This window comes from Streptomyces sp. T028 (genome assembly GCF_048159505.1).
Lineage (GTDB): Bacteria > Actinomycetota > Actinomycetes > Streptomycetales > Streptomycetaceae > Streptomyces.
In genome coordinates this window covers 44,300-62,931 of the sequence record NZ_JBLRVZ010000050.1, presented here as the reverse complement: position 1 = coordinate 62,931, position 18,632 = coordinate 44,300, and the positions used below count along the sequence as shown (strand labels likewise).

12 protein-coding genes and 2 pseudogenes are annotated in these 18,632 nt (G+C 69.6%); 8 read left to right on the top strand and 6 right to left on the bottom strand.

Annotated features, from left to right (window positions below):
* Nucleotide 1 precedes the first annotated feature (1 nt).
* Together sigJ and ACLZN2_RS39665 are read left to right on the top strand one after the other, a co-directional pair.
* Nucleotides 2-946 carry an RNA polymerase sigma factor SigJ gene (gene sigJ / locus ACLZN2_RS39670; RefSeq protein WP_416984464.1) on the top strand — a complete coding sequence of 315 codons (945 nt, stop codon included), beginning with the start codon at nucleotides 2-4 and terminating at the stop codon, nucleotides 944-946.
* Nucleotides 943-3,117, top strand: a complete 2,175-nt coding sequence (locus ACLZN2_RS39665; RefSeq protein WP_416984463.1) for an MMPL family transporter — start codon at nucleotides 943-945, stop codon at nucleotides 3,115-3,117. The genes sigJ and ACLZN2_RS39665 overlap by 4 nt, the downstream gene beginning before the upstream one ends.
* On the opposite strand, the gene ACLZN2_RS39660 is transcribed toward ACLZN2_RS39665, so the two are convergent.
* From ACLZN2_RS39660 to ACLZN2_RS39650, 3 genes and pseudogenes are all read right to left on the bottom strand, one after another.
* The gene (locus ACLZN2_RS39660) at nucleotides 3,070-4,338 is read right to left on the bottom strand and encodes an alpha/beta hydrolase family protein (RefSeq protein WP_416984462.1); all 1,269 of its coding nucleotides are present in this window, start codon (nucleotides 4,336-4,338) and stop codon (nucleotides 3,070-3,072) included. The two genes, ACLZN2_RS39665 and ACLZN2_RS39660, sit on opposite strands and share 48 nt — an antisense overlap.
* A gap of 157 nt (nucleotides 4,339-4,495) precedes the next feature.
* Nucleotides 4,496-6,166, bottom strand: a complete 1,671-nt coding sequence (locus tag ACLZN2_RS39655) for an arylsulfotransferase family protein (RefSeq protein WP_416984461.1) — start codon at nucleotides 6,164-6,166, stop codon at nucleotides 4,496-4,498.
* 139 nt (nucleotides 6,167-6,305) lie between these two features.
* Nucleotides 6,306-6,632, bottom strand: a pseudogene (locus ACLZN2_RS39650) (DUF6245 family protein); the annotation flags it as partial.
* Here ACLZN2_RS39650 and ACLZN2_RS39645 point away from each other — a divergent pair.
* A pseudogene (locus tag ACLZN2_RS39645) lies at nucleotides 6,523-6,816 on the top strand (MMPL family transporter); the annotation flags it as partial. The pseudogenes ACLZN2_RS39650 and ACLZN2_RS39645 overlap by 110 nt on opposite strands.
* Before the next feature lie 124 nt (nucleotides 6,817-6,940).
* Here the strand turns inward: ACLZN2_RS39645 and ACLZN2_RS39640 are convergent.
* Together ACLZN2_RS39640 and ACLZN2_RS39635 are read right to left on the bottom strand one after the other, a co-directional pair.
* Nucleotides 6,941-7,558 (bottom strand): YdcF family protein, encoded by a 618-nt coding sequence (locus ACLZN2_RS39640; RefSeq protein ID WP_416984460.1) that lies wholly within the window; start codon nucleotides 7,556-7,558, stop codon nucleotides 6,941-6,943.
* Nucleotides 7,559-7,582: 24 nt separating this feature from the next.
* Entirely contained in the window at nucleotides 7,583-8,764 is a 1,182-nt protein-coding gene (locus tag ACLZN2_RS39635) for a hypothetical protein (protein ID WP_416984459.1), read from the bottom strand.
* A 1,115-nt stretch (nucleotides 8,765-9,879) separates the two neighbouring features.
* Between ACLZN2_RS39635 and ACLZN2_RS39630 the strand changes: the two genes are divergently transcribed.
* The 5 genes from ACLZN2_RS39630 to ACLZN2_RS39610 all read left to right on the top strand — a co-directional run bounded on the left by ACLZN2_RS39630 (nucleotide 9,880) and on the right by ACLZN2_RS39610 (nucleotide 16,186).
* Entirely contained in the window at nucleotides 9,880-10,092 is a 213-nt protein-coding gene (locus ACLZN2_RS39630; protein WP_416984458.1) for a DUF397 domain-containing protein, read from the top strand.
* A gap of 830 nt (nucleotides 10,093-10,922) precedes the next feature.
* Complete coding sequence (locus ACLZN2_RS39625) at nucleotides 10,923-11,963, top strand: rod shape-determining protein (protein WP_416984456.1); 1,041 nt, start codon at nucleotides 10,923-10,925, stop codon at nucleotides 11,961-11,963.
* Between the two features lie 162 nt (nucleotides 11,964-12,125).
* Nucleotides 12,126-13,217: a glycoside hydrolase family 5 protein gene (locus ACLZN2_RS39620; RefSeq protein ID WP_416984455.1), complete on the top strand. Its 1,092-nt coding sequence runs from the start codon at nucleotides 12,126-12,128 to the stop codon at nucleotides 13,215-13,217.
* An 88-nt stretch (nucleotides 13,218-13,305) separates the two neighbouring features.
* Nucleotides 13,306-14,205, top strand: coding sequence for an LLM class flavin-dependent oxidoreductase (locus tag ACLZN2_RS39615; protein WP_416984454.1), 900 nt, complete (start codon nucleotides 13,306-13,308; stop codon nucleotides 14,203-14,205).
* Between the two features lie 61 nt (nucleotides 14,206-14,266).
* Complete coding sequence (locus ACLZN2_RS39610; RefSeq protein ID WP_416984453.1) at nucleotides 14,267-16,186, top strand: hypothetical protein; 1,920 nt, start codon at nucleotides 14,267-14,269, stop codon at nucleotides 16,184-16,186.
* On the opposite strand, the gene ACLZN2_RS39605 is transcribed toward ACLZN2_RS39610, so the two are convergent.
* A complete protein-coding gene (locus tag ACLZN2_RS39605) occupies nucleotides 16,167-18,551 on the bottom strand; it encodes an FdhF/YdeP family oxidoreductase (protein ID WP_416984452.1) in 2,385 nt (794 codons plus the stop codon). The two genes, ACLZN2_RS39610 and ACLZN2_RS39605, sit on opposite strands and share 20 nt — an antisense overlap.
* Between the last annotated feature and the right edge of the window lie 81 nt (nucleotides 18,552-18,632).

Sequence of the window (18,632 nt, the reverse complement as noted above, 5' to 3'; positions counted from 1 at the left end):
GATGTCCCACCCATCGCAGCCGAGGGCGCACACCGCGACCCAGGTGTTCGCCGACCACCGGGAGCTGCTGTTCTCCATCGTCTACAACATGCTCGGCAGCGTCTCCGACACCGAGGACGTGCTGCAGGAGACCTGGCTGTCGTGGGCGGCCCGGCACGAGCACGCGGCGGAGGGCGGGGAGGCGATCGGGCATCCGCGCGCCTATCTGGTGCGGATCGCGGTGAACGGGGCCCTCGCCCACCGGGCCGCCGTCAGCCGCCGCCGGGAGACGTACGTGGGGCCCTGGCTGCCCGAGCCGCTCGTCGGGCCCCTCACCGACGTCCCGGTCCCGGGCGACGGCGCCGACGCGGCCCTGCGCGCCGAGTCGGTGTCGATGGCGCTGCTGGTGGTCCTGGAGACCCTCACCCCGCTGGAGCGGGGGGTGTTCGTGCTGCACGAGGTGTTCGGCTACCCGCACACCGAGATCGCGGAGATCCTCGGCCGCAGCCCGTCCGCGATCCGTCAGCTCGCGCATCGCGCCCGGGAGCACGTGCACGCCCGGCGCCCCCGCTACGAGCCCGATCCGCAGGTCCGGCGGGAGGTGACCGAACGGTTCCTGGACGCCGCGCTCGGCGGTGACCTGGACGCCCTGCTGCGGCTCCTGGCGCCGGACGTGACCCTGTGGGGCGACGGCGGAGGCAAGGGCGCGGGAGGCCCCCGGCCGCTGCGGGGCCGGGACAAGGTGGCCCGGCTGCTCGCCTCGGTCGCGCCGCGTTCCGGGCAGGGCCTGCGCATCGCCTACCGCAGCGTCAACGGCGATCCCTCGGCGCTGCTGTTCGCCGGCGACACCCCGTACGCGGTCCTGGTCCTCGACCTGACCCCGGACGGGGACCGGGTGTGCGGGATCTACGCCGTCGCCAACCCTGACAAGCTCTCCCACATCGACACCACGGCGAGGTCCCTGTGAAGGCGCGCACCCTGGCGACCCTGCCGAGCGGGCGGGTCGGCAAGTGGGTCGTCCTCACCCTCTGGGCGGTCCTGCTGGTCCCGGCCCTGCTGCTGGCCGGGCGGCTCGGCGAGGTCGAGCAGAACGACAACTCGGCCTGGCTGCCGGGCGACGCGGAGTCGACGCGGGTCGTCGAGCGGGTGGCGCGGTTCCAGCCCGCCGACACCGTGCCCGCGATCGTGGTCTACGACCGGCCCGGGGGCGTCACCGCCGCCGATCTGGCGAGGGCCCGGGCCGACGCCGAGGCCTTCCGGGAGGTCGAAGGGGTCCAGGGCGCGCCGCAGGGCCCCGTGCCGTCGGCGGACGGGCGGGCGATCCAGACAGTGGTCCAGGTGCACAAGGACCGGACGGGCTGGGAGGGGATCGGCAAGGTCGTCGACGCGCTGACCGAGGTGGGTGAGGGGAGGAAGGGGGACGCGGGCGGCGGTCTCGGGTTCCATGTCACCGGGCCGGCCGGTCAGGCCGCCGACTCGATCAAGGCCTTCGGCGGCGGGGGCGGGCTGACGGCGATCACCGCGTCCGTGGTGGTCCTGATCCTGCTGCTCACCTACCGCAGCCCGGTCCTCCCCCTGCTGCCACTGCTGACCGCGGGCGCGGCGCTGGTCACCTCCGAGGCGGTGATCTACGTCCTGGCGAAGAACGCCGGACTCACCATCAACAAGCAGACCGGTTTCATCCTGACCGTGCTGGTCTTCGGCGCCGCCACCGACTACGCCCTCCTACTCACCTCGCGGTACCGGGAGGAGCTGCGGCGGCACGAGGACCGGCACGAGGCGATGGCCCGGGCCCTGCGGCGCTCCGGTCCCGCGATCGTCGCCAGCGCCGCGACCGTCGCGGTCAGCCTGACGCTGCTGATGCTGGCCTCCCTCAACTCCACCCAGGGGCTGGGCCCGGCCTGCGCGGTCGGCGTCCTCGTCGGCCTCCTCGCCATGACCACCCTGATGCCGGCCCTGCTGGTGGTCTGCGGCCGCTGGATCTTCTGGCCGATGATCCCGTCGTACGACGCGACACCCGCCGGTGCGGTGACGGACGGCGTCTGGGCCCGGGTGGGCGCCGCGGTCTCCGGGCGGCCGCGGCTCGTGTGGGCCGGTACCGCGCTGGTCCTCGGCGCGATGACGCTCGGGATGTTCGCACTGCGGGCCGACGGGCTGGCCGGCAAGGACCAGTTCACCGGCCGCCCGCAGACGGTCGTCGGCGAGGAGATCCGCGCCCGACACTTCCCGGCCGGCTCGGGCGACCCCGTCCTCGTGGTGGCACGGGCGGACGCGGCGCAGGGCGTGCGCAGCGCGCTGTCCGGTGTCCCGGGGGTGGCCCGGGTCGCCGCGCCGGTGGTCAAGGGGGGTGAGGCGCTGGTGCTCGGGGAGCTGCGGGACGATCCCAGCGGTACGGCCGCGATGCGGGCGGTCGAGCGGGCCAGGGCCGCCGTCCACGAGGTCGAGGGCGCGCGGGCGCAGGTCGGCGGGACCACGGCGGTGCTGCTCGACACCCGGGAGGCGGCCGACCGCGACTCGACGGTGATCATCCCCATCGTGCTGGTGGTGGTGTTCCTGGTGCTCGCGCTGCTGCTGCGGGCGGTGGTCGCCCCGCTGCTGCTGATGGCGACGGTGGTGCTGTCGTTCGGGGCGGCGATGGGGGTGAGCGCCCTGGTGTTCGAGCGCGTGTTCCACTTCGCCGGGGAGGAGGCCTCCTTCCCGCTGCTGGCGTTCGTGTTCCTGGTCGCCCTGGGCATCGACTACAACATCTTCCTGGTCACCCGGGTGCGCGAGGAGACCCTCCGGCACGGCACCCGGCGCGGCGCGCTCACCGGTCTGTCCGCCACCGGCGGTGTGATCACCTCGGCGGGTCTGGTGCTGGCGGGCACCTTCGCGGCGATGGCCTCACTGCCGCTGGTGTTCGCGGCGGAACTCGGCTTCGCGGTGGCGTTCGGGGTGCTGCTGGACACCCTGGTCGTCCGCTCGGTCCTGGTCACCGCGCTGACCCTGGACGCGGGCCGCTGGATGTGGTGGCCGAGCGCCCTGTTCCGCCGCCACGACGCCCCCCGCCCGCGGGCTCGGCCGACTGCGCGAGACCGGGCCGACGCGTCATCACCCCACCCCGAAGAGTTGTTCGAGGCGGGCCTGGACCAGCGGTAGGCCGACGAGGGGGACCTCGTAGTGGCCCGCCCCTTCCAGGACGGAGAGGTTGATGTCGTTGCCGTTGGCCACCATCTTGTTGACGACGTTGTAGGTGACGGTGTTCGGGCTGGTGATGTCGTCGGTCCCGTACAGCCACAGGACCGAACCCGGCAGGGTCGAGCTTTCGAGCCTGCCCTGGTTCTGCTCGAAGTACCGTCTGTTCTCCGGAAGAGAGGTGGGGGCGTCTCCGCGGATCCCTGGATAAGTGGTCAGGCGGTGGGACGGAGAGGCGTTCAGATAGTCCTGGATATCCTGGTTGACGAGATCGTTCAGGTCGTCCGAGCAGGTCCGCCAGTCCTGTTGGTAGATCTTCAGCATGTTCGGGCCGTAGATCTGCGCCGGGTCGATGTCGTAGCCGGCGTAGCGCTGGGTCTTCGTGAAGTAGACGGTCTCCGCGTTGGCGAAGACCAGTTGCTCAAGCTGGTGTTCTGTCGGCGGGAGCCCGGACTGGGAGGCGTTGTCGATGTCCTGCCACAAGATCTTGTTCATGGCGGGAACATCCGGAACCGGGGCGAGGGCGATGGTGCCCCGGTACTCCAGATCGGGGTCCGCCTTCGCCGCCGAGCCGGACGTGTAGGCGGCGGCAAGCGCTGCGAATCCTCCCTCCGACCACCCCGCCGGGGCCCACTGTCCGGACAGTCTGTCGCCCAGGTGGCGCCGCGCGGCGACCGCGGCGTAGACCATGGAGTTGCCCTCGCTCGACAGGTTGTAGTAGCCGTGTCCCTCCGTGACGCCCGCGGACACCGGTCCCATCCCCTCGTAGTCCGGCGCGACCACGGCGATGCCCATCTTCAGGATGGCCGCCAGCACGGCGTCGTTCGGATGGTCGGCCCATGTGCCGTGTTGCTGGAGCTGGACGCTCGGCGCGCACTCCGGCGCCCATCCGGTGGTGCCGTGCCCCCACACGACAAGCGGCCATCCGTTCGCCGGAGGTGGCTTCTCGGGAAGGAACAGCATGGCCGTCGCATTGATCTGGTGGCCTTTGATGCCCGGCATCCGGTAAACGACGAGTTCGCCGTTGGCCACGGCGGATATCGTCCGGGGCAGGTTGCGCAGGGGGGTGGGGGTACCTACCACGTCTCCGTTGCCCGCTGCCCCCGTCGAGCCGTCGGGGCCCACCGGGCCTCCTCCGGAGGGAGCGACGAAGCCGCCGGTGAGGAGCGCGACCAACAGCAGCACGAGTACGCACGCTCGCTCCCTGCGCAGGAAGGCGCTCCGACGGCGACCCTGCCGGCCCGGCCCCTTCGGAGGGCCGGTGTGGGGCGAGTGCCCGGGAGGAGGAGTGTGTATGGGTGGGTTGATCATGTACACAAACCTGCTTTTCATGTGTCGGCCCTCAGCGGGCCAGGGTCACGATGGCGGAGGACTTGAGGACGTGCCCCTTTTCATCCAACGCCTCGACCTGGAAGTACGGTCCTGGGTTGTCCGTCAGGATCGCCGTCTCGAACCCGGTCCGTTTGGCGTGTCGTACCACCACCGACAGGGAATCGGGGTTCCGGCCTGCGAGCACGCGCCACGCTGTGGTCTGCGTCGAACCGTTCCAGGAGGCGTGGACGACGCTGTGCCTGTTCTCGGTCTTCGCCGCTGCGCTCGGCGGATAGTAGGGCTTGCCGACCCACGTGTTCCGGAAGGCCCGGTAGGAGATGTTCGAGCCCGGCAGTTGGGCGTCGTACAGCAGGTTCCGTGAGCCGTTGCCCTCGGTGCTTCCTGCGCCCGCGTATTCCGAGTAGTACGAGCTCTGGCCCCATCCGATGAACTCGTTGCCGTTGGGAAGGGCCTGGGTGTTCCCTTGGGAAGCCGAGAACAGCGGTGGCTGGTGGTAGTAGGTCCGCGCGGCGGTAGCGCGGCGGTGGTCGAAGTCCAGGTCCAGGATCAGGCCGTGAGATTCCTGTTCCGGTGTACCGTCCGGCTGGTTGCAGCAGCCGTCGTCGAACATGCTGATCTTGTTTCCCGGCCGGAATCGCGCGTCGTGCTGCCAGTAGAAGTCCGCGTTGGAGCCGAGGGTGAAGTCGCTCTTCTTGCCTCCGAGTTGCCAGCGGATCTTTCCGGTCTTCTTGGAGATGTCGTAGATCGCCCAGAAGTTCCGGAGCGAGATCAACAGCTCCCCTCCGGGGCCCTCGTCGATCGAGTTCAGGTGGTAGGGGTCCCATACCCCGCCTGACGTCGCCGCGTCGGAGGCCGGCACTTGGGAATCGGCGGGGTCCAGGTGATCCAGCAGATCCCACGAGAAGACGAGCTTCCCTGTTTCCAGGTCGACTTCCTGGATCTCGCTGTCCAGGATGGCCCCGTTCTCCGCACCTCCGTAGGGGCGGAGGTCCATGGGGACCGGCTTGGTCGCGATGAACAGTGCGGTCCCCCTGCGGGTCAGGAGGAATTCGTGCTCGTCCGCGTTGAAGCCGTGATGTGCGGAGACCGTGGTGATCAGGCGGTAGTGATCGTCGTAGACGTAGTAGCACCCGCCCGGTTCGGGAGCGCCGCCCGGCAGATTCGTGTACGTGGGCGGAATCGCGATGGAGCCCTGCCACCAGGTCAGCACCCGCTGCGCCTTTCCGGACCTGGGGTGGTGATAGGTCTGAACCCTGAAGTCCGCGTTCTGGAGGTCGGGGGAGGACAGGGGGCGGAACCAGACCGGATCGCCGGAATTCTCGGAGATCAGTGCCCCCGTCTGCCCGACCACCGCGGCGCCGATGGCATACGGGCCGACGAAGATCTTGCCCCGGGCCGTCCCGGGCCGATGCGCCGTCACCTTCACCCGCTGGGGGTGAAGGCCCGGCTCGGAGATGAAGCTCCACACGTCGCTGCCCGAGGTGATCGGCGGCGGGGTGGTCGCGCTGCCGGTCGGGGGAGCGGGCTCCGTCGCGCAATGCCGCGGCCGGTCCGGTCGCGGACCCGCGGCGGCGGAGGGCGAGCAGATCGTGAGGGCGAGCCCAGCGGCCAGCACGCAGACCCCTGCGGTGCGACGCAGCCTTCTTCCCGCACTGCGAGCCCCCAGATGTCGCTCCGTCATTTCCCGTCTCCTTACGGCCCTTGCGCCTCTGCCCGAATCCCATGACCTGGTTTCCTCTGGTGACGCTAGGCATCACCGCGTGCGTGCGCCTGTCGAAAGCCGATGCGGTGGGCCATTCGGACGCGGCGGCCGCCTCCGGCTGCCAGGCCTGCGCGGCCAGGGCGTCCACATCGCTGGTGGCAACGGCGTCCTGGCCGGCGACGATCATTCCGAGCAGCAGGTGCGGCCCGGCCGCCGCCGGCGCGGCGGCCGGCGGAATCGGCCCGACCTCCCGACTCTGGGCCTCGCGTGCTCCTTCCGGAAGTGGCGACGCAAGCGACGCACAAGCGCGCGTCCTGCGAGGACCCCCGTTCTTTGTGGGTGCACGCCACACAGCACCGGCCTCAACTTCCAGAATTCTGTGCGAGGCGGATTCCGCCCGAGTGATCTCGATCGTTGCGGCCCCACCCTTGGGGGGGAGGACCATTCTCCGCGGCACGGTGCAAGGCGGTGCCGGCGCACCAGTCCAGGGAAATTCAGCCGTTCACCAAAGAGGAGAAAGCGTGGCGTTCGGAGTGCTGCTGGACATCCTGGTCGTCCGCTCGGTACTGGTCACCGCGCTGACCTTGGCCGCGGGCCGCTGCATGTGGTGGCCGAGCGCCCTGTTCCGACGACGCGACGCCCCCACCCGGAGGAGGCGAAACCAATTCCCGAACCAGCACCGCGGGCCGGCTGATGCGCCCTCACCCCCGTCCCGGGCCACCTCGCCTGGTGTCCGACGAGCCCAGCTCACCATTACCCGTGGCCGGCCCGCCAAGCACCACCAACAAGGTTTACCTCTTTGAAACTTCCCTCTGCGACACGTCGAGCGACTTCCTCCCATTCCCGAATCACCCGGCGCTTCCCATCCGGGATATGAGGCCAATCAATGCGATTGACCACCTGACCCGCGTAAACGGGCTCCCAGGAGACGGCATAAAAGGGGCCAATTTTCGGAGCCAAGGTTGCCAGGCAATGAAGGGTGCGACGGTGGTACCACTTACTGACAGCCGTGACCCTCAACCCGGATTCCAGCGCTTCCTGTATATAGGGAAGGGAGAATTCTACATTCTGCCAGGTATTGGCGGCTCGATCCTCGCAGCGGATGGCAGATTCAGGAACACCCCGCCCAATGAGAAGTCTGCGGAACTCCTGACCTTCTACAATTCCAGTGTGCCGATTGATTCCTCCAGTTGCGATGACAAGCGGCGCCAGTCCTTCATGGTACCGCTCTGCAGCAATTTCGACCGGCTTCCTCTGGTTCGTCCCAAAGAGAAAGTAGGCAGTTGGTTCACCTTGCGGCGGCAGCGCCTCAATGTCCACGAAACTCGCAATTTCGCGGATCTGATCCGCACTGAGATGCTTGCTGCTCATCGTACCCCTCAGACAAGTGGGTGGCTAAACGGCTCTTCTGGTCAGCCGACGCTCCACCTCCAGATATCGGGAGCGATATTCCTGCACCTGAAGAGCGTCTACAAAGTCGCGTTCAAGTACACGGTTGAGCTTGCCGGCGAGCGTTACAGTTGGCCACGCAGGGCGGCTTCCCGCAAGAGCAGCGTGCCCAGCGGACACTGCTTCGTCAAGGTTTCCGACTCCGGCTTGGGCGAGTCCGAGAATCAGCAACGCGCGAGAGTAGCTGGACGGATGCTCATCACGCTGCCGCGCCTCTGGTCCGTAGAGAGTTTGAATTACGCGGCGGGTCGCGGAGACTGCTTCCGCATGACGCCCCAGCAGCATCAAGGACGTTGCCGTATACGGAGGATCTTCCCCGAGGGAAATCGAGAAGACGCCTGCGATCTTCACATCATCGGGCAGTCCGGCCATTTCCTTTGCGGCATATCGCCTTGCTTTTTCCGTACGGTCGGAGTCGCCGGTCATAGCTGCTGCCCTCATTTCCTGAGTGGCTAGTTTCGCATGAATCACAGTTCCTTTCGAAGTGAGCCCCTGCCCTTGTGATGCCAGGGTCACCGACTGATGCGGACGCCCTTGATAGAAGGCAATCAGCGACTTCGTCAGGACTGCCCATCCTGAAATTTCCGGGTGTCCTACTTCCTGACTGCGCCGTCCGGCGTCACCGCACCAAATATGCGCTGCCGCATGCGCCCCCATGTCGCATGCGGCTATACCCAGCAGGCAGGAGATCCAGCCGACAGACAGCTCAATCTCCCTTCGCCGCCTCTCGGGCATGACAGTGTCGAGGAATCGACTTGCATATTCCCTGACCACAAGCAGTTCGTCGTACACATCAGCCGGAGGCATAGAGCAAAGCGTCAGAGTGTAGTGATCAATCAGCTCACCGAGGACCACGGGAAGCGTGCTCGCACTGTCGCCTCCCATCATTTCGAGAGCCTGAATGACGCGCTGCCCTCGATGTAACTGCGTCGCGGACAACGACAGTGCAGCGGCAGTGGCGGAGACGAGAGTACGCCGGTCCACGGTTACCCTCTCATCATCCCGTGGTACCGCCGCTTCGAGGGCAGACGCAATCTCAACATTCGCCTGCTCAGCTTTACTCCCGCCTTCCCATGGGCGTGCCGGCAACCCAAGCATTTCCCCGGGAATGCCGAATCCGTCTGCCACACGCTCGATTACTTCACGTCCCCGGATACCCCTGACGCCACGGATGATGTCACTGACTCGGGAGCTGGTCATCTTTCCGACGGCCGCCGCCATCACAGCGTGGCTGGAGCCGGTACGGCGATTGACGAGTCGGAATATCTCTCGGAAGTCCCGGGTGGCACAGGCTTGCCGCATGGCTTCGCTTTCGAGGAGTGCATCGGGGATCGTCAGCGGGTACCCACTCCGCCGAGTCCTACGGTCATCCATGCAGCCACCTAGCGGGAAACCGGACTGATCACTGTCCAGCGTAGCTCTGGGAGCAGAGAGGGGAACCCCAAACGGACCGGAGCGGGGTTCCCCAAATGGGCTTGCGGGGTTCCCCGTTACCAGTTCCCTCGGATGCTTCCCTCAGCCCAAGCTCTTGAGGCGGCACTCCTCACGTGCCGGACAGCAATGAACCCCCGCGACGCAGCGAACGTCCGGGGGCGTGGCCATCAACAGGTAAGGCGTTGACGACATTGCCCAAAGCTACAGCCAGACTTCGCGGAAGCGACCGGTGCGCACGGACGGACACCGACGCGCGACAGGATGAGTACACGACCTACGCGCCCGACGGGGAGACGTGCCCGGACTGCAGGAAACCGATCAGGAGTCTTGAGCCGTGCCGCCGGGTCGCGACCGACCGGTCCGCAGCCGGTCCGCTCGTTCGCTACCGGCACTTGGAGTGCCCCCGATGACGGCGCCCCGCACAGCGCTGCAGCCCCCGCGCCACCTCCCCAAGTACGCCTGGCCCAGAAGCGGGGAGCGGTGCTGACCCCAGATCTTCGAGCCCCTCGCTCCGGGCCGGCCGACCCGGACACGTGCCCCGCATGCGCTCACCTGCGAGCCCGCATGGCGGACGTGATCGGGTCGAGGAATCCGCCAAGGGCGCGTTCCGTGATCCTCGCCATGCGCACCCATCTGCTCCACGGACACCCGCACGACCCCCGAACCATCCGCCCGACGTGAGGCCACCACGCACCATCGTGAGCCCCAGCACCTGGATTTCCGGCCCCGGTATGGACGCATCCGATCGGGGTCGGATGCAACACGGCGCGGGGACCGAATCCCCGCAGCTCTACGAAGGGAGACAAACGATGGATCACCGGCCGGATTTCGTGTTCGTCGGCCTGACCATGTGCCGTCCGCGTTCCGGGGTTCAGAACTGCCCGGAGGTGGCTACCAACATTCCTGGTCTGGTCGCCTTTCGGGACAGCAATGCCCCGGAGACCGTCGTTACCATGACGGCGGAGTCCTGGGCACTGTTCACCAACGCCGTGAAGGCCGGGGAGTACGACGTCACGACATGACCCGAGAGGGCGACCATGTATGAGTGCCCGCGCTGCCGCGCCAGGTGTGTGACAGATCCCGAAACGGGCTGGGGCTACTGCCTGCTCTGTGGTGAGCCCGTCTCCCCTCCGGACCCCCCGCCGTGTCCCGGTCCGGAACCCTGGCGAGGCAGAGCCACTCAGCTGCCGTACCGGCCGCGCGAGCACTGACCCTGCACGCCTTCGCCCCCCGTCGGCGCCTTGCCACAGGTGGCGACCGGGGTTCCCTCATGCCCGTCCGTCAGGGCGTCCCGCTCCCCACCACGTTGAGCGGCGCCTGGCCGTCGAGAAACGCGGGGTCTGGCACGCTCCCCCGGAGGGGGCACCCCCACCCCCAGAGGGGGGTGCCCCCAGCCGCGTTGTCGTCGGTTGCCGACTCCCCCACGCTCGGCTGCGCTCGCGCGGGAGGGACCCCCATCGCGTCGACGCCCTCCTCCGCCGTGGACCTGAACATCCACAGCGTGTGGGCCCTGCTCCAGGTCCGGCCCAACCTGCTCAGGTCGGGCGAGGCCGCCAGAGCCCTACGCGCGAGACTCCCGATCATGTTGGATAGCGGAGGACTCTCGGCGCACGGCCGCCAGAGCGTCATCGACACAGCGATCTGGCGGCCGACGGCTTCCTCTCCCATGGCGCTCAGCGTTCCATCCGGTGCCCTTGTCCCGTTCGGACGTACCCCGCCCGGCCCCCTTGAACAGGCGCCCCTCCTCCCCGCCCCGCAGGATGCGAAGGAGGCCGACCGTCCGGCGGCCCACCCGCACGAGAGGGCCGCCGGCTCGGCGGCCCCATGGTCTGCGCTCTCGGGAGGACCTGCCATGACCGCCAGTCTGGAGCAGTTGCGCCGCTGTCACTTCGCCGTCGACCTGGGGGCGGCACGGACCCGGGTGTATGTGAAGGGGTCCGGGCTGGTCGTGGACCAGCCGTCCGTCGCCGCCGTGAACACCCGTACCGGCGCGCTGATCGCGGTGGGCGAGTTCGCCGAGCGGATGACGGGCCGCACCCCGGACTACATCCGGGTGATGCGGCCGGTCTCCGGCGGCACGGTCGTCGACATCGAGATGGCCCAGCGCATGCTGCGGCATCTGCTCGGCGACAAGGTCCGCCGGCAGCTGCGCCGCAAGCCGTTCCTGCGGGCCGCCGCCTGCACCCCGCACGACGCCGACCCGCTGGCCCGCCGCGCCACGATCGAGACGCTGGTCGGTCTCGGTTCGCGCCGGGTGGAGCTGGTGGAGACGCTGATCGCCGCCGCGGTCGGCTGCGGGCTGCCGGTCGAGCAGCCGGAAGCCACGATGATCATGGTGTGCGGGGCGGCCGCGACCCAGATCGCGGTGCTCTCGCTCGGCTCGATCGTGACCGCCGAGCGGATCCCGGTGGGCGGCGAGGCGGTGGACCACGCGATCGTGCAACACCTGCGTCACGAGCACGAGTTGATGCTTCCGAGCCAGTCCGTACGACCGCTGCAGCTGGCCCTGTCCGGCAACGGCCTGACCCCGCACGGCCCGGCCTCCACGGAGATCCACGGACGGGACGTGGCCACGGGCCTCGCCCGTTCCGTGCTCGTCGACACCGCCGCCGTCCGGGACGCGATCGAGACCCCGCTGACGGCCGTGCTGGACGGTATCGGGCGGGTGCTGCGGGTCTGCCCGCCGGACCTGGTCGCCGATCTCGCGGACCGGGGGATCATGATGGTCGGCGGCTCCGCCCTGCTGCCGGGCTTCGACCACATGCTGCGGCAGGCCACCGGTATGCCGGTGCACATCGCGGAGCGGCCCGACATCTGCGCCGCGCAGGGCATGGGCGCCATGCTGGAGGGCAGGATCGCGCCGCTGACGCTCAGGCCGCTGGCGACCTCCTGAGCGACCTCGCTCACCGGCCGACGCGCAAACGTTACGCGCGCGAAACCTTGACGATCACCGGGCAGGGTGCCAAGCTTCCGGCGCCGCCATGTTTACGTAAACATCAGCCACGCACGGAGTGGGATGTTTGCGTAAACATCGTCGTCCGGAAAGGGCAAGCCGATGCGCAAGACCCCCGTCAGAGCCTCCTCCCGTTCCTCGCGTTCCTCCCGCTCGCCCCGTCTGCGGGCCGCCCTCGCCGGGGTCGCCGTGGCCGCGGCCGTCGGCAGCACCCTCGCCGCCGTCCCCGCCTCCGCCGCCCCGGCCAAGGCCGCCCCGGCCGCCGACACGACCCAGTTCAAGGGCGTGAACTGGGCGGACCCGCGCGACAACTTCGCCGACGACCTCCTGCAGCTGTCCGGCCTGTCGACCTCGGACACCTACAAGCAGACGTACACCAAGGCGAGCCGGGTCATCGCGGCCTTCCGCGCCAACCTCGGCGCCAACACGGTCCGGCTGCCGATCAACCCGTACACGGTCAACGGGGCGTACTGGAAGTCGTACCGCGGGGTCATCGACGCGGCCTCCGACCAGGGCTTCAAGGTCATCGTGTCGTACTGGGAGGGCACCGGCGCCCAGAAGGACGGCTACATCGACGACGAGGCCGCCTACTGGCCGATGTGGAACAACGTCGTCAAGGCGTACAAGAACGACAAGCGCGTCTACTTCGAGCCGATGAACGAGCCGCACGGCTACACCGACACCGAGTGGGCCGACATCGCCGCGAAGTGGCTCGACACCTACACGTCCGTGCCGCGGGGCCGGGTCTTCGTCAGCGGCGCCGGCTACAACGACCACGTCACCTCGGTCTGCGCCGACCCGCGCCTGAAGGGCACGTACCTCTCCCTGCACCACTACGGCTTCTGGAAGTCGTACGCCACCTACGACGAGTGGGTGGCCGACCTGAAGGTGCGCATCGGCGACTGTGCGAGCCGGACCGTGGCGGACGAGTTCGGCGCGCCGATGACCGACGGCCTGAACTACAACGTGAAGACGCCGGACAACAACTACATCAACTTCATCCAGGCCGTCACCGACACCTTCCGCGAGCTGAAGATGGGCTCGGTGTACTGGCCGGGGCTGCGCACCGACGACACGTACTCGCTGCAGAAGCTCGTCGGCCCGGTCAGCCGTCCATGGCTGGAGACCACCAACCAGTCCGGCGCGGACCGCCTCGCCTGGGCCTGGGGCCGCGGCAAGCCCGTCCAGGGCTGACCCAGGACAGACCGGCCCGCCGTCCCTGACAACGGCGGGCCGGTCGTGCCGTTGATCCACCTGTCACCCCACACAGAGGTTCCGGAGCATGACGAACGTACGGATCGGTGTGATGTACGACCGCGACTGGGCGCCGGAGGGACTGCCGGACTTCGCCCGGCGGGCCGAGGCGCTCGGCGTGGACGACCTGTGGGTGGTGGAGGACCTCGGCTGGAACGGCGGGGTGTCGGCCGCCACCGTGGCGCTGGGGGCAACGGAACGCCTCCGCGTGGGCATCGGGATCGCCCCCGCCCCGCTGCGCAGCCCGGCGCTCCTCGCCATGGAACTGGCCACCCTGGCACGGGTGTTCCCCGGCAGGCTGGTGGCCGGGATCGGGCACGGGGTGCCGGAGTGGATGGCGCGGGCGGGGGTCGCGCCCCGCTCCCCGCTGGCCCGGCTGGAGGAGACGATCACCTCGGTGCGCGCGCTGCTGCGCGGTGAGCGGGTGGATCTGGACGGGCGCGAAGTACGGCTGGACGGCATCAAGTTGGTGCATCCGCCGGCCGAGGTCCCGCCCGTCGTCGCGGGTGTCGTACGGCCCCGGTCGCTGGAGCTCTCCGGGCGGGTCGCGGACGGCACGCTGATCGCGGAGGGCCACGGGCCGGGCGACCTGGACCGTATTCGCGCGCTGACCGCGAAGGGCGGCGCCACGCCCGAACACACCCTCACGGTCTTCTCGTTCACCTGCGTCGGCGACGACCCCGACGAGGTGTCCCGCACCCTGCACCCGCACACCGAGGGCCACGGCGCCTGGCTCGGCCGCCCGCAGGAGGAGGTCTTCACCGTCTCCGGTACGGCGCGGGAGGCCGCCGGGAACATCGGCGAGCTGGCGAAGGCCGGCGCCTCCACCGTCGTACTGCGCCCGGTCGGCCCGGAACCGCTCGGACAGCTGGCGGCCGTGCTGGAGGCCCTGGGGCGCGGATCCGACCTCTTTGGTGTCGACATCTGAGCCTGAGAATCAAGACACATCCCCTTGACTGGTCTCTAGTGTCGACACTAGAGAAGGGCTCATGAAGCCCATCCAAGGAACTGACGTCGAAGGAGCCGACACCTCCGGTGTGCCGATGAGGGCCCGTGTCCGGGCTCTCCTCGCCGCCGGCGCGGCTGCGCTCGCCCTGCCCGCGCTGCCGACGCCCGCGCACGCGGCTGCCCGGGCCGGCACCCTGTCGGTGGGTGCGGGCGAGACGTACGTACTGGACACGACGACCCGGCTGAGCGCGCTCACCATCGCCGAGGGCGGGACGCTCGCCGTACCGGACGGGTACAGCCTGACGCTGACCGTCGACGCAGTGGAGACCGGTTCGGCGATCACGCCGACGCTGGCGACGAGCACGACCCTCGCGCCGGGCGCGTACGAGGGCGACATCGTGCTGACCGTGGCCGAGCGGACCACGGCGTCCTTCGCCAACGTCACCTTCTCCCTCCGGCAGGCCCTGTACGTCGGGGCGAGCGGGGTGGTCACCACCAGGTCGGCGCTGTCGGCCGTGACCGGCGGGCAGGTGACGGACTCGGGGGCGAGCGGCGTCCGGGTCGTCTCGACCGGGGAGGCCTTCGACGGGGTGTACGTGGCCGAGGGCGGCTCCTACGACCTGCGGAACTCCCGGTTCGCCTTCACCGGCAACGGCCGCTGCGACTTCGTCGGGGACGGCGCCGCCGTGGTCGGGACGGGCCAGGGCACGAGTCTGGTGCTGGACGGGGTGACCGTCGAGAACGTCGGTGTCGTACGCACCGGTGTGGTCGCGGCGGACGGCTGCGCCCTGCTGGTCAAGAACTCCCGTATCCGCTGCCTCAACGGGGTCCTGCCCTCCGACTACGTCCCGGCGGGTGGCGCCAACATGCTGGTCGTGCCGTGGCGGCTGGGCATCTCCGGCAATGTCCGCACGGTCAACCTCCTCGGTGCGAACACCACGGCCACCTACCTCTCCTCGTGCGTCGAGTCCGAGACCTGGGGCGCGTTCTCCACCGACTCCACCTCCAACTCCCGGGCCACCGCGATCAATTGCCGGATCGCCAACCTGGGCGACGAGGGGTACGCCACCTTCGCCGACGGCGCCATCGACGAACGGCTCCTGGGCTGCGAGATCGACGCCGGCACCTATGCGACGATCATCGGCGCCTCCAACGGGACGGTGACCTACGGCGACAGCACCGCCGAGGTGGTCGCCGCCCTCAACTCCGAACTCTCGCTGGGACTTTCGGACGCCGAGCTGGCCGCACTCCCCGTGCGCGGCAGCCGGATCGACTCCCGGGGCTTCGGCGTGATGTGGCACGGGGCCGGCACCCTGGACATCGGCGGAGCGACCGCGCTGACGACCCGTCATACCGCCTTTCTGGTCAAGGCCGTTCGCGCCACCATCACCGTCGACGGCTCCCAGGGCGCCGGCGTCAGCGCCGAGAACGGCGTGCTGCTGCAGCTGATGGAGACCGACAACCCCGGCTCCATCAACGGCGTGTACACCGAGCCCACCGGCGACCCCGTGCGCGACGACACCTTCGACGTCACCCAGGTCCACTCCGCCGACACGACGGCCTCCTTCACGGCGATCGCTCTGCGGGGCGACTTCTTCAACGCGCGCCGCAGCGGGCAGAACCTGGCGCTGACCTTCGACGGCTCGACCGTCGAGGGCGTCCTGTCCGCCTCCGTGTCCCGGCACGCCGTCGACTCCATCAGCTCCGCCGAGTACGCCGAGCTGGGCCAGGTCACCAACACCGTCCAGCCGGTCGTCAACAACGGGGTCCTGGTCACCCTGACCGGTGGTTCGCGGTGGGCGGTGACCGGGACGTCGTACCTCAGCGTTCTCACCCTCGACGCGGACTCCACGGTGACGGGCCCGGACGGGGGCGCGGTGACGATGACCGTGGACGGGACGCCGACCGAGCCGGCGCCGGGCCGGACCTACAGCGGGGCGATCACGCTGAGCGTGGGGTGAGCCGGGGCCCGGCGCCGGTGGGTTCGGCGCCGGAGGGTTCGACGCGGATCAGGATGGACTTGGTGGCTGGTGTGTTACTGGTCTCCGCCGTGGAGTCCAGGGCGACCAGCACGTTCGTCTCCGGGTAGTAGGCGGCGGCGCAGCCCCGTGGGGTCGGGTAGCGGACGGCTCGGAAGCCCCGGGCGCGGCGCTCGCCGTCGGGGCTGACGCTCACCAGGTCGACCTGGTCGCCGTCGCGCAGCCGGAGGTCGCGCAGGTCGTCGCCGTTGAGGAAGACGACCCGCCGGCCGCCCTCGATGCCCCGGTAGCGGTCGTCGAGGCCGTAGACCGTGGTGTTGAACTGGTCGTGGGACCGCACGGTCGTCAACAGCAGGTGTCCGGGCGGGACTTCGGCGGCGGTGGGCGGGTTGACGGTGAAGCGTGCCTTCCCGGTCGGAGTGGGGAAGGTGCGGGAGTCGCGCGGCGGCCTGGGCAGGACAAAGCCACCGGGCTGCCGTACGCGCTGCTCGAAGGCGTGGAAGCCGGGGACGACGTGCTCGATGTGGCGGCGGATCACGGCGTAGTCGTCGCGCATGGCGCGCCAGCCGAGCCCTTCGCCGAAGAGTTCCTGCCCCAGGCCGGCGATGATCGCGACCTCGCTGCGCAGGTCCGGCGATCCGGGCAGCAGTCGGCCCTGCGAGGCGTGGACCATGGCCATGGTGTCCTCGACCGTGACGAACTGCTCCCCCGAGGCCTGCGGGTCGCGTTCGGTGCGGCCGAGGCAGGGCAGCAGCAGCGCCTCGGTGCCGTGGCACAGATGGGACCGGTTCAGCTTGGTCGCGATGTGGACGGTGAGGGCGCAGTGGGCCAGTGCGGCCTCGGTGACCTCGGTGTCGGGTGTGGCGGCGGCGAAGTTGCCGCCGAGGCCCATGAACACGTCCACCCGGCCGTCGCGCATGGCCTTGATCGAGTCGACGGTGTCCAGGCCGTGGGCGCGGGGCGGTTCGAAGCCGAACTCGTCGCGGAGCCGGTCCAGGAACGCGTCCGGCATCTTCTCCCAGATGCCCATGGTGCGGTCGCCCTGGACGTTGCTGTGCCCGCGGATCGGGGCGGGTCCGGCGCCGGGGCGTCCGACGTTGCCGCGCAGCAGCAGGAAGTTCACGATCTCGCGGATGGTGGCCACCGCGTTGCGGTGCTGGGTGAGGCCCATCGCCCAGCAGACGACGACACGGTCCGCGGCGAGCACATCCGCCGCGCAGTCCTCGATCGTACGGCGGGACAGACCGGCCATGGTCTCGATGCGCCGCCAGTCCAGGGCCCGCCAGGCCGCTGCCGCCGCCTCGAAGCCCTCGCAGTAGCGGTCGACGAAGTCGTGGTCGATGACGTCGTGGTCGATGACGTCGTGGTCGAGGGCGGAGCCCGGCCGGGCGTCCTCGCGGGCGAGCAGCGCCTTGTTCAGGCCCGCGAACAGGGCCAGGTCTCCGTTGACGCGCACCGGGAGCCAGCGGTCGGCGAGCCGGGTGCCCCGGCCGAGGAGGCCGCGCGGGGTCTGGGGGTTGTGGAAGCGGCCGAACCCGGCCTCGGGGAGCGGGTTGGCGGCGATGATCCGGGCGCCGCGCCGTTTGGCCTGTTCGAGCGCGGTGAGCATCCGGGGGTGGCAGGTGCCGGGGTTCTGGCCCACGACGACGATCAGGTCCGCGTGGTCGGCGATGTCGTCGTAGGCGATCAGGCCCTTGCCGACGCCGAGGGTCTCGGTCAGGGCGGCGCCGCTCGACTCGTGGCACATGTTCGAACAGTCCGGGAGGTTGTTCGTGCCGAGCCGGCGCGCCAGCAGCTGGTAGAGGAACGCTGCCTCGTTGCTCGTACGGCCGCTGGTGTAGAAGACGGCCCGGTCCGGGTCGGCGAGGCCGCGCAGGCGGTCGGCGACGAGCGCGAGCGCCTCCTCCCACGCGATGGGGGTGTAGTGGGTGGCGCCGGGGGCGAGCCGCATCGGCCGGGTCAGCCGTCCCTGCGACTCCAGCCAGTGGCCGTCGCGCTCGCGCAGGTCGGCGACGGAGTGTTCGGCGAAGAACGCCGCGCCGACGCGTTTGCGCGTGGCCTCCCAGGCCACGGCCTTGACGCCGTTCTCGCAGAGCTCCGCGGTCTTGCGGTGCTCGGGGGCGGGGTCGCCCCAGGCGCAGCTCGGGCAGTCGAAACCGTCGGCCTGGTTCAGGCTCCGCAGCGTCCGCAGGCTCCGTCCCGGGCCCATCTCGGCCAGGGAGTGGCGCGCGGACGCGACGATGCTGGGCACGCCGACGCTGGACCGCTTGGGTCCTGTCACCTTCACCGGTTCCGTCGGGTGGATCGGCTTTCCCGTTTTCTCGGGCCTTTCCGGCTTTTCCGTCATGGCGGCCTCGTAGCCCTCTTCCGTGCCCCGTTCCGTGCCCCGTTCCGCGAGAAGACCTGCTCACGGCGGGCCGGCCGCCGG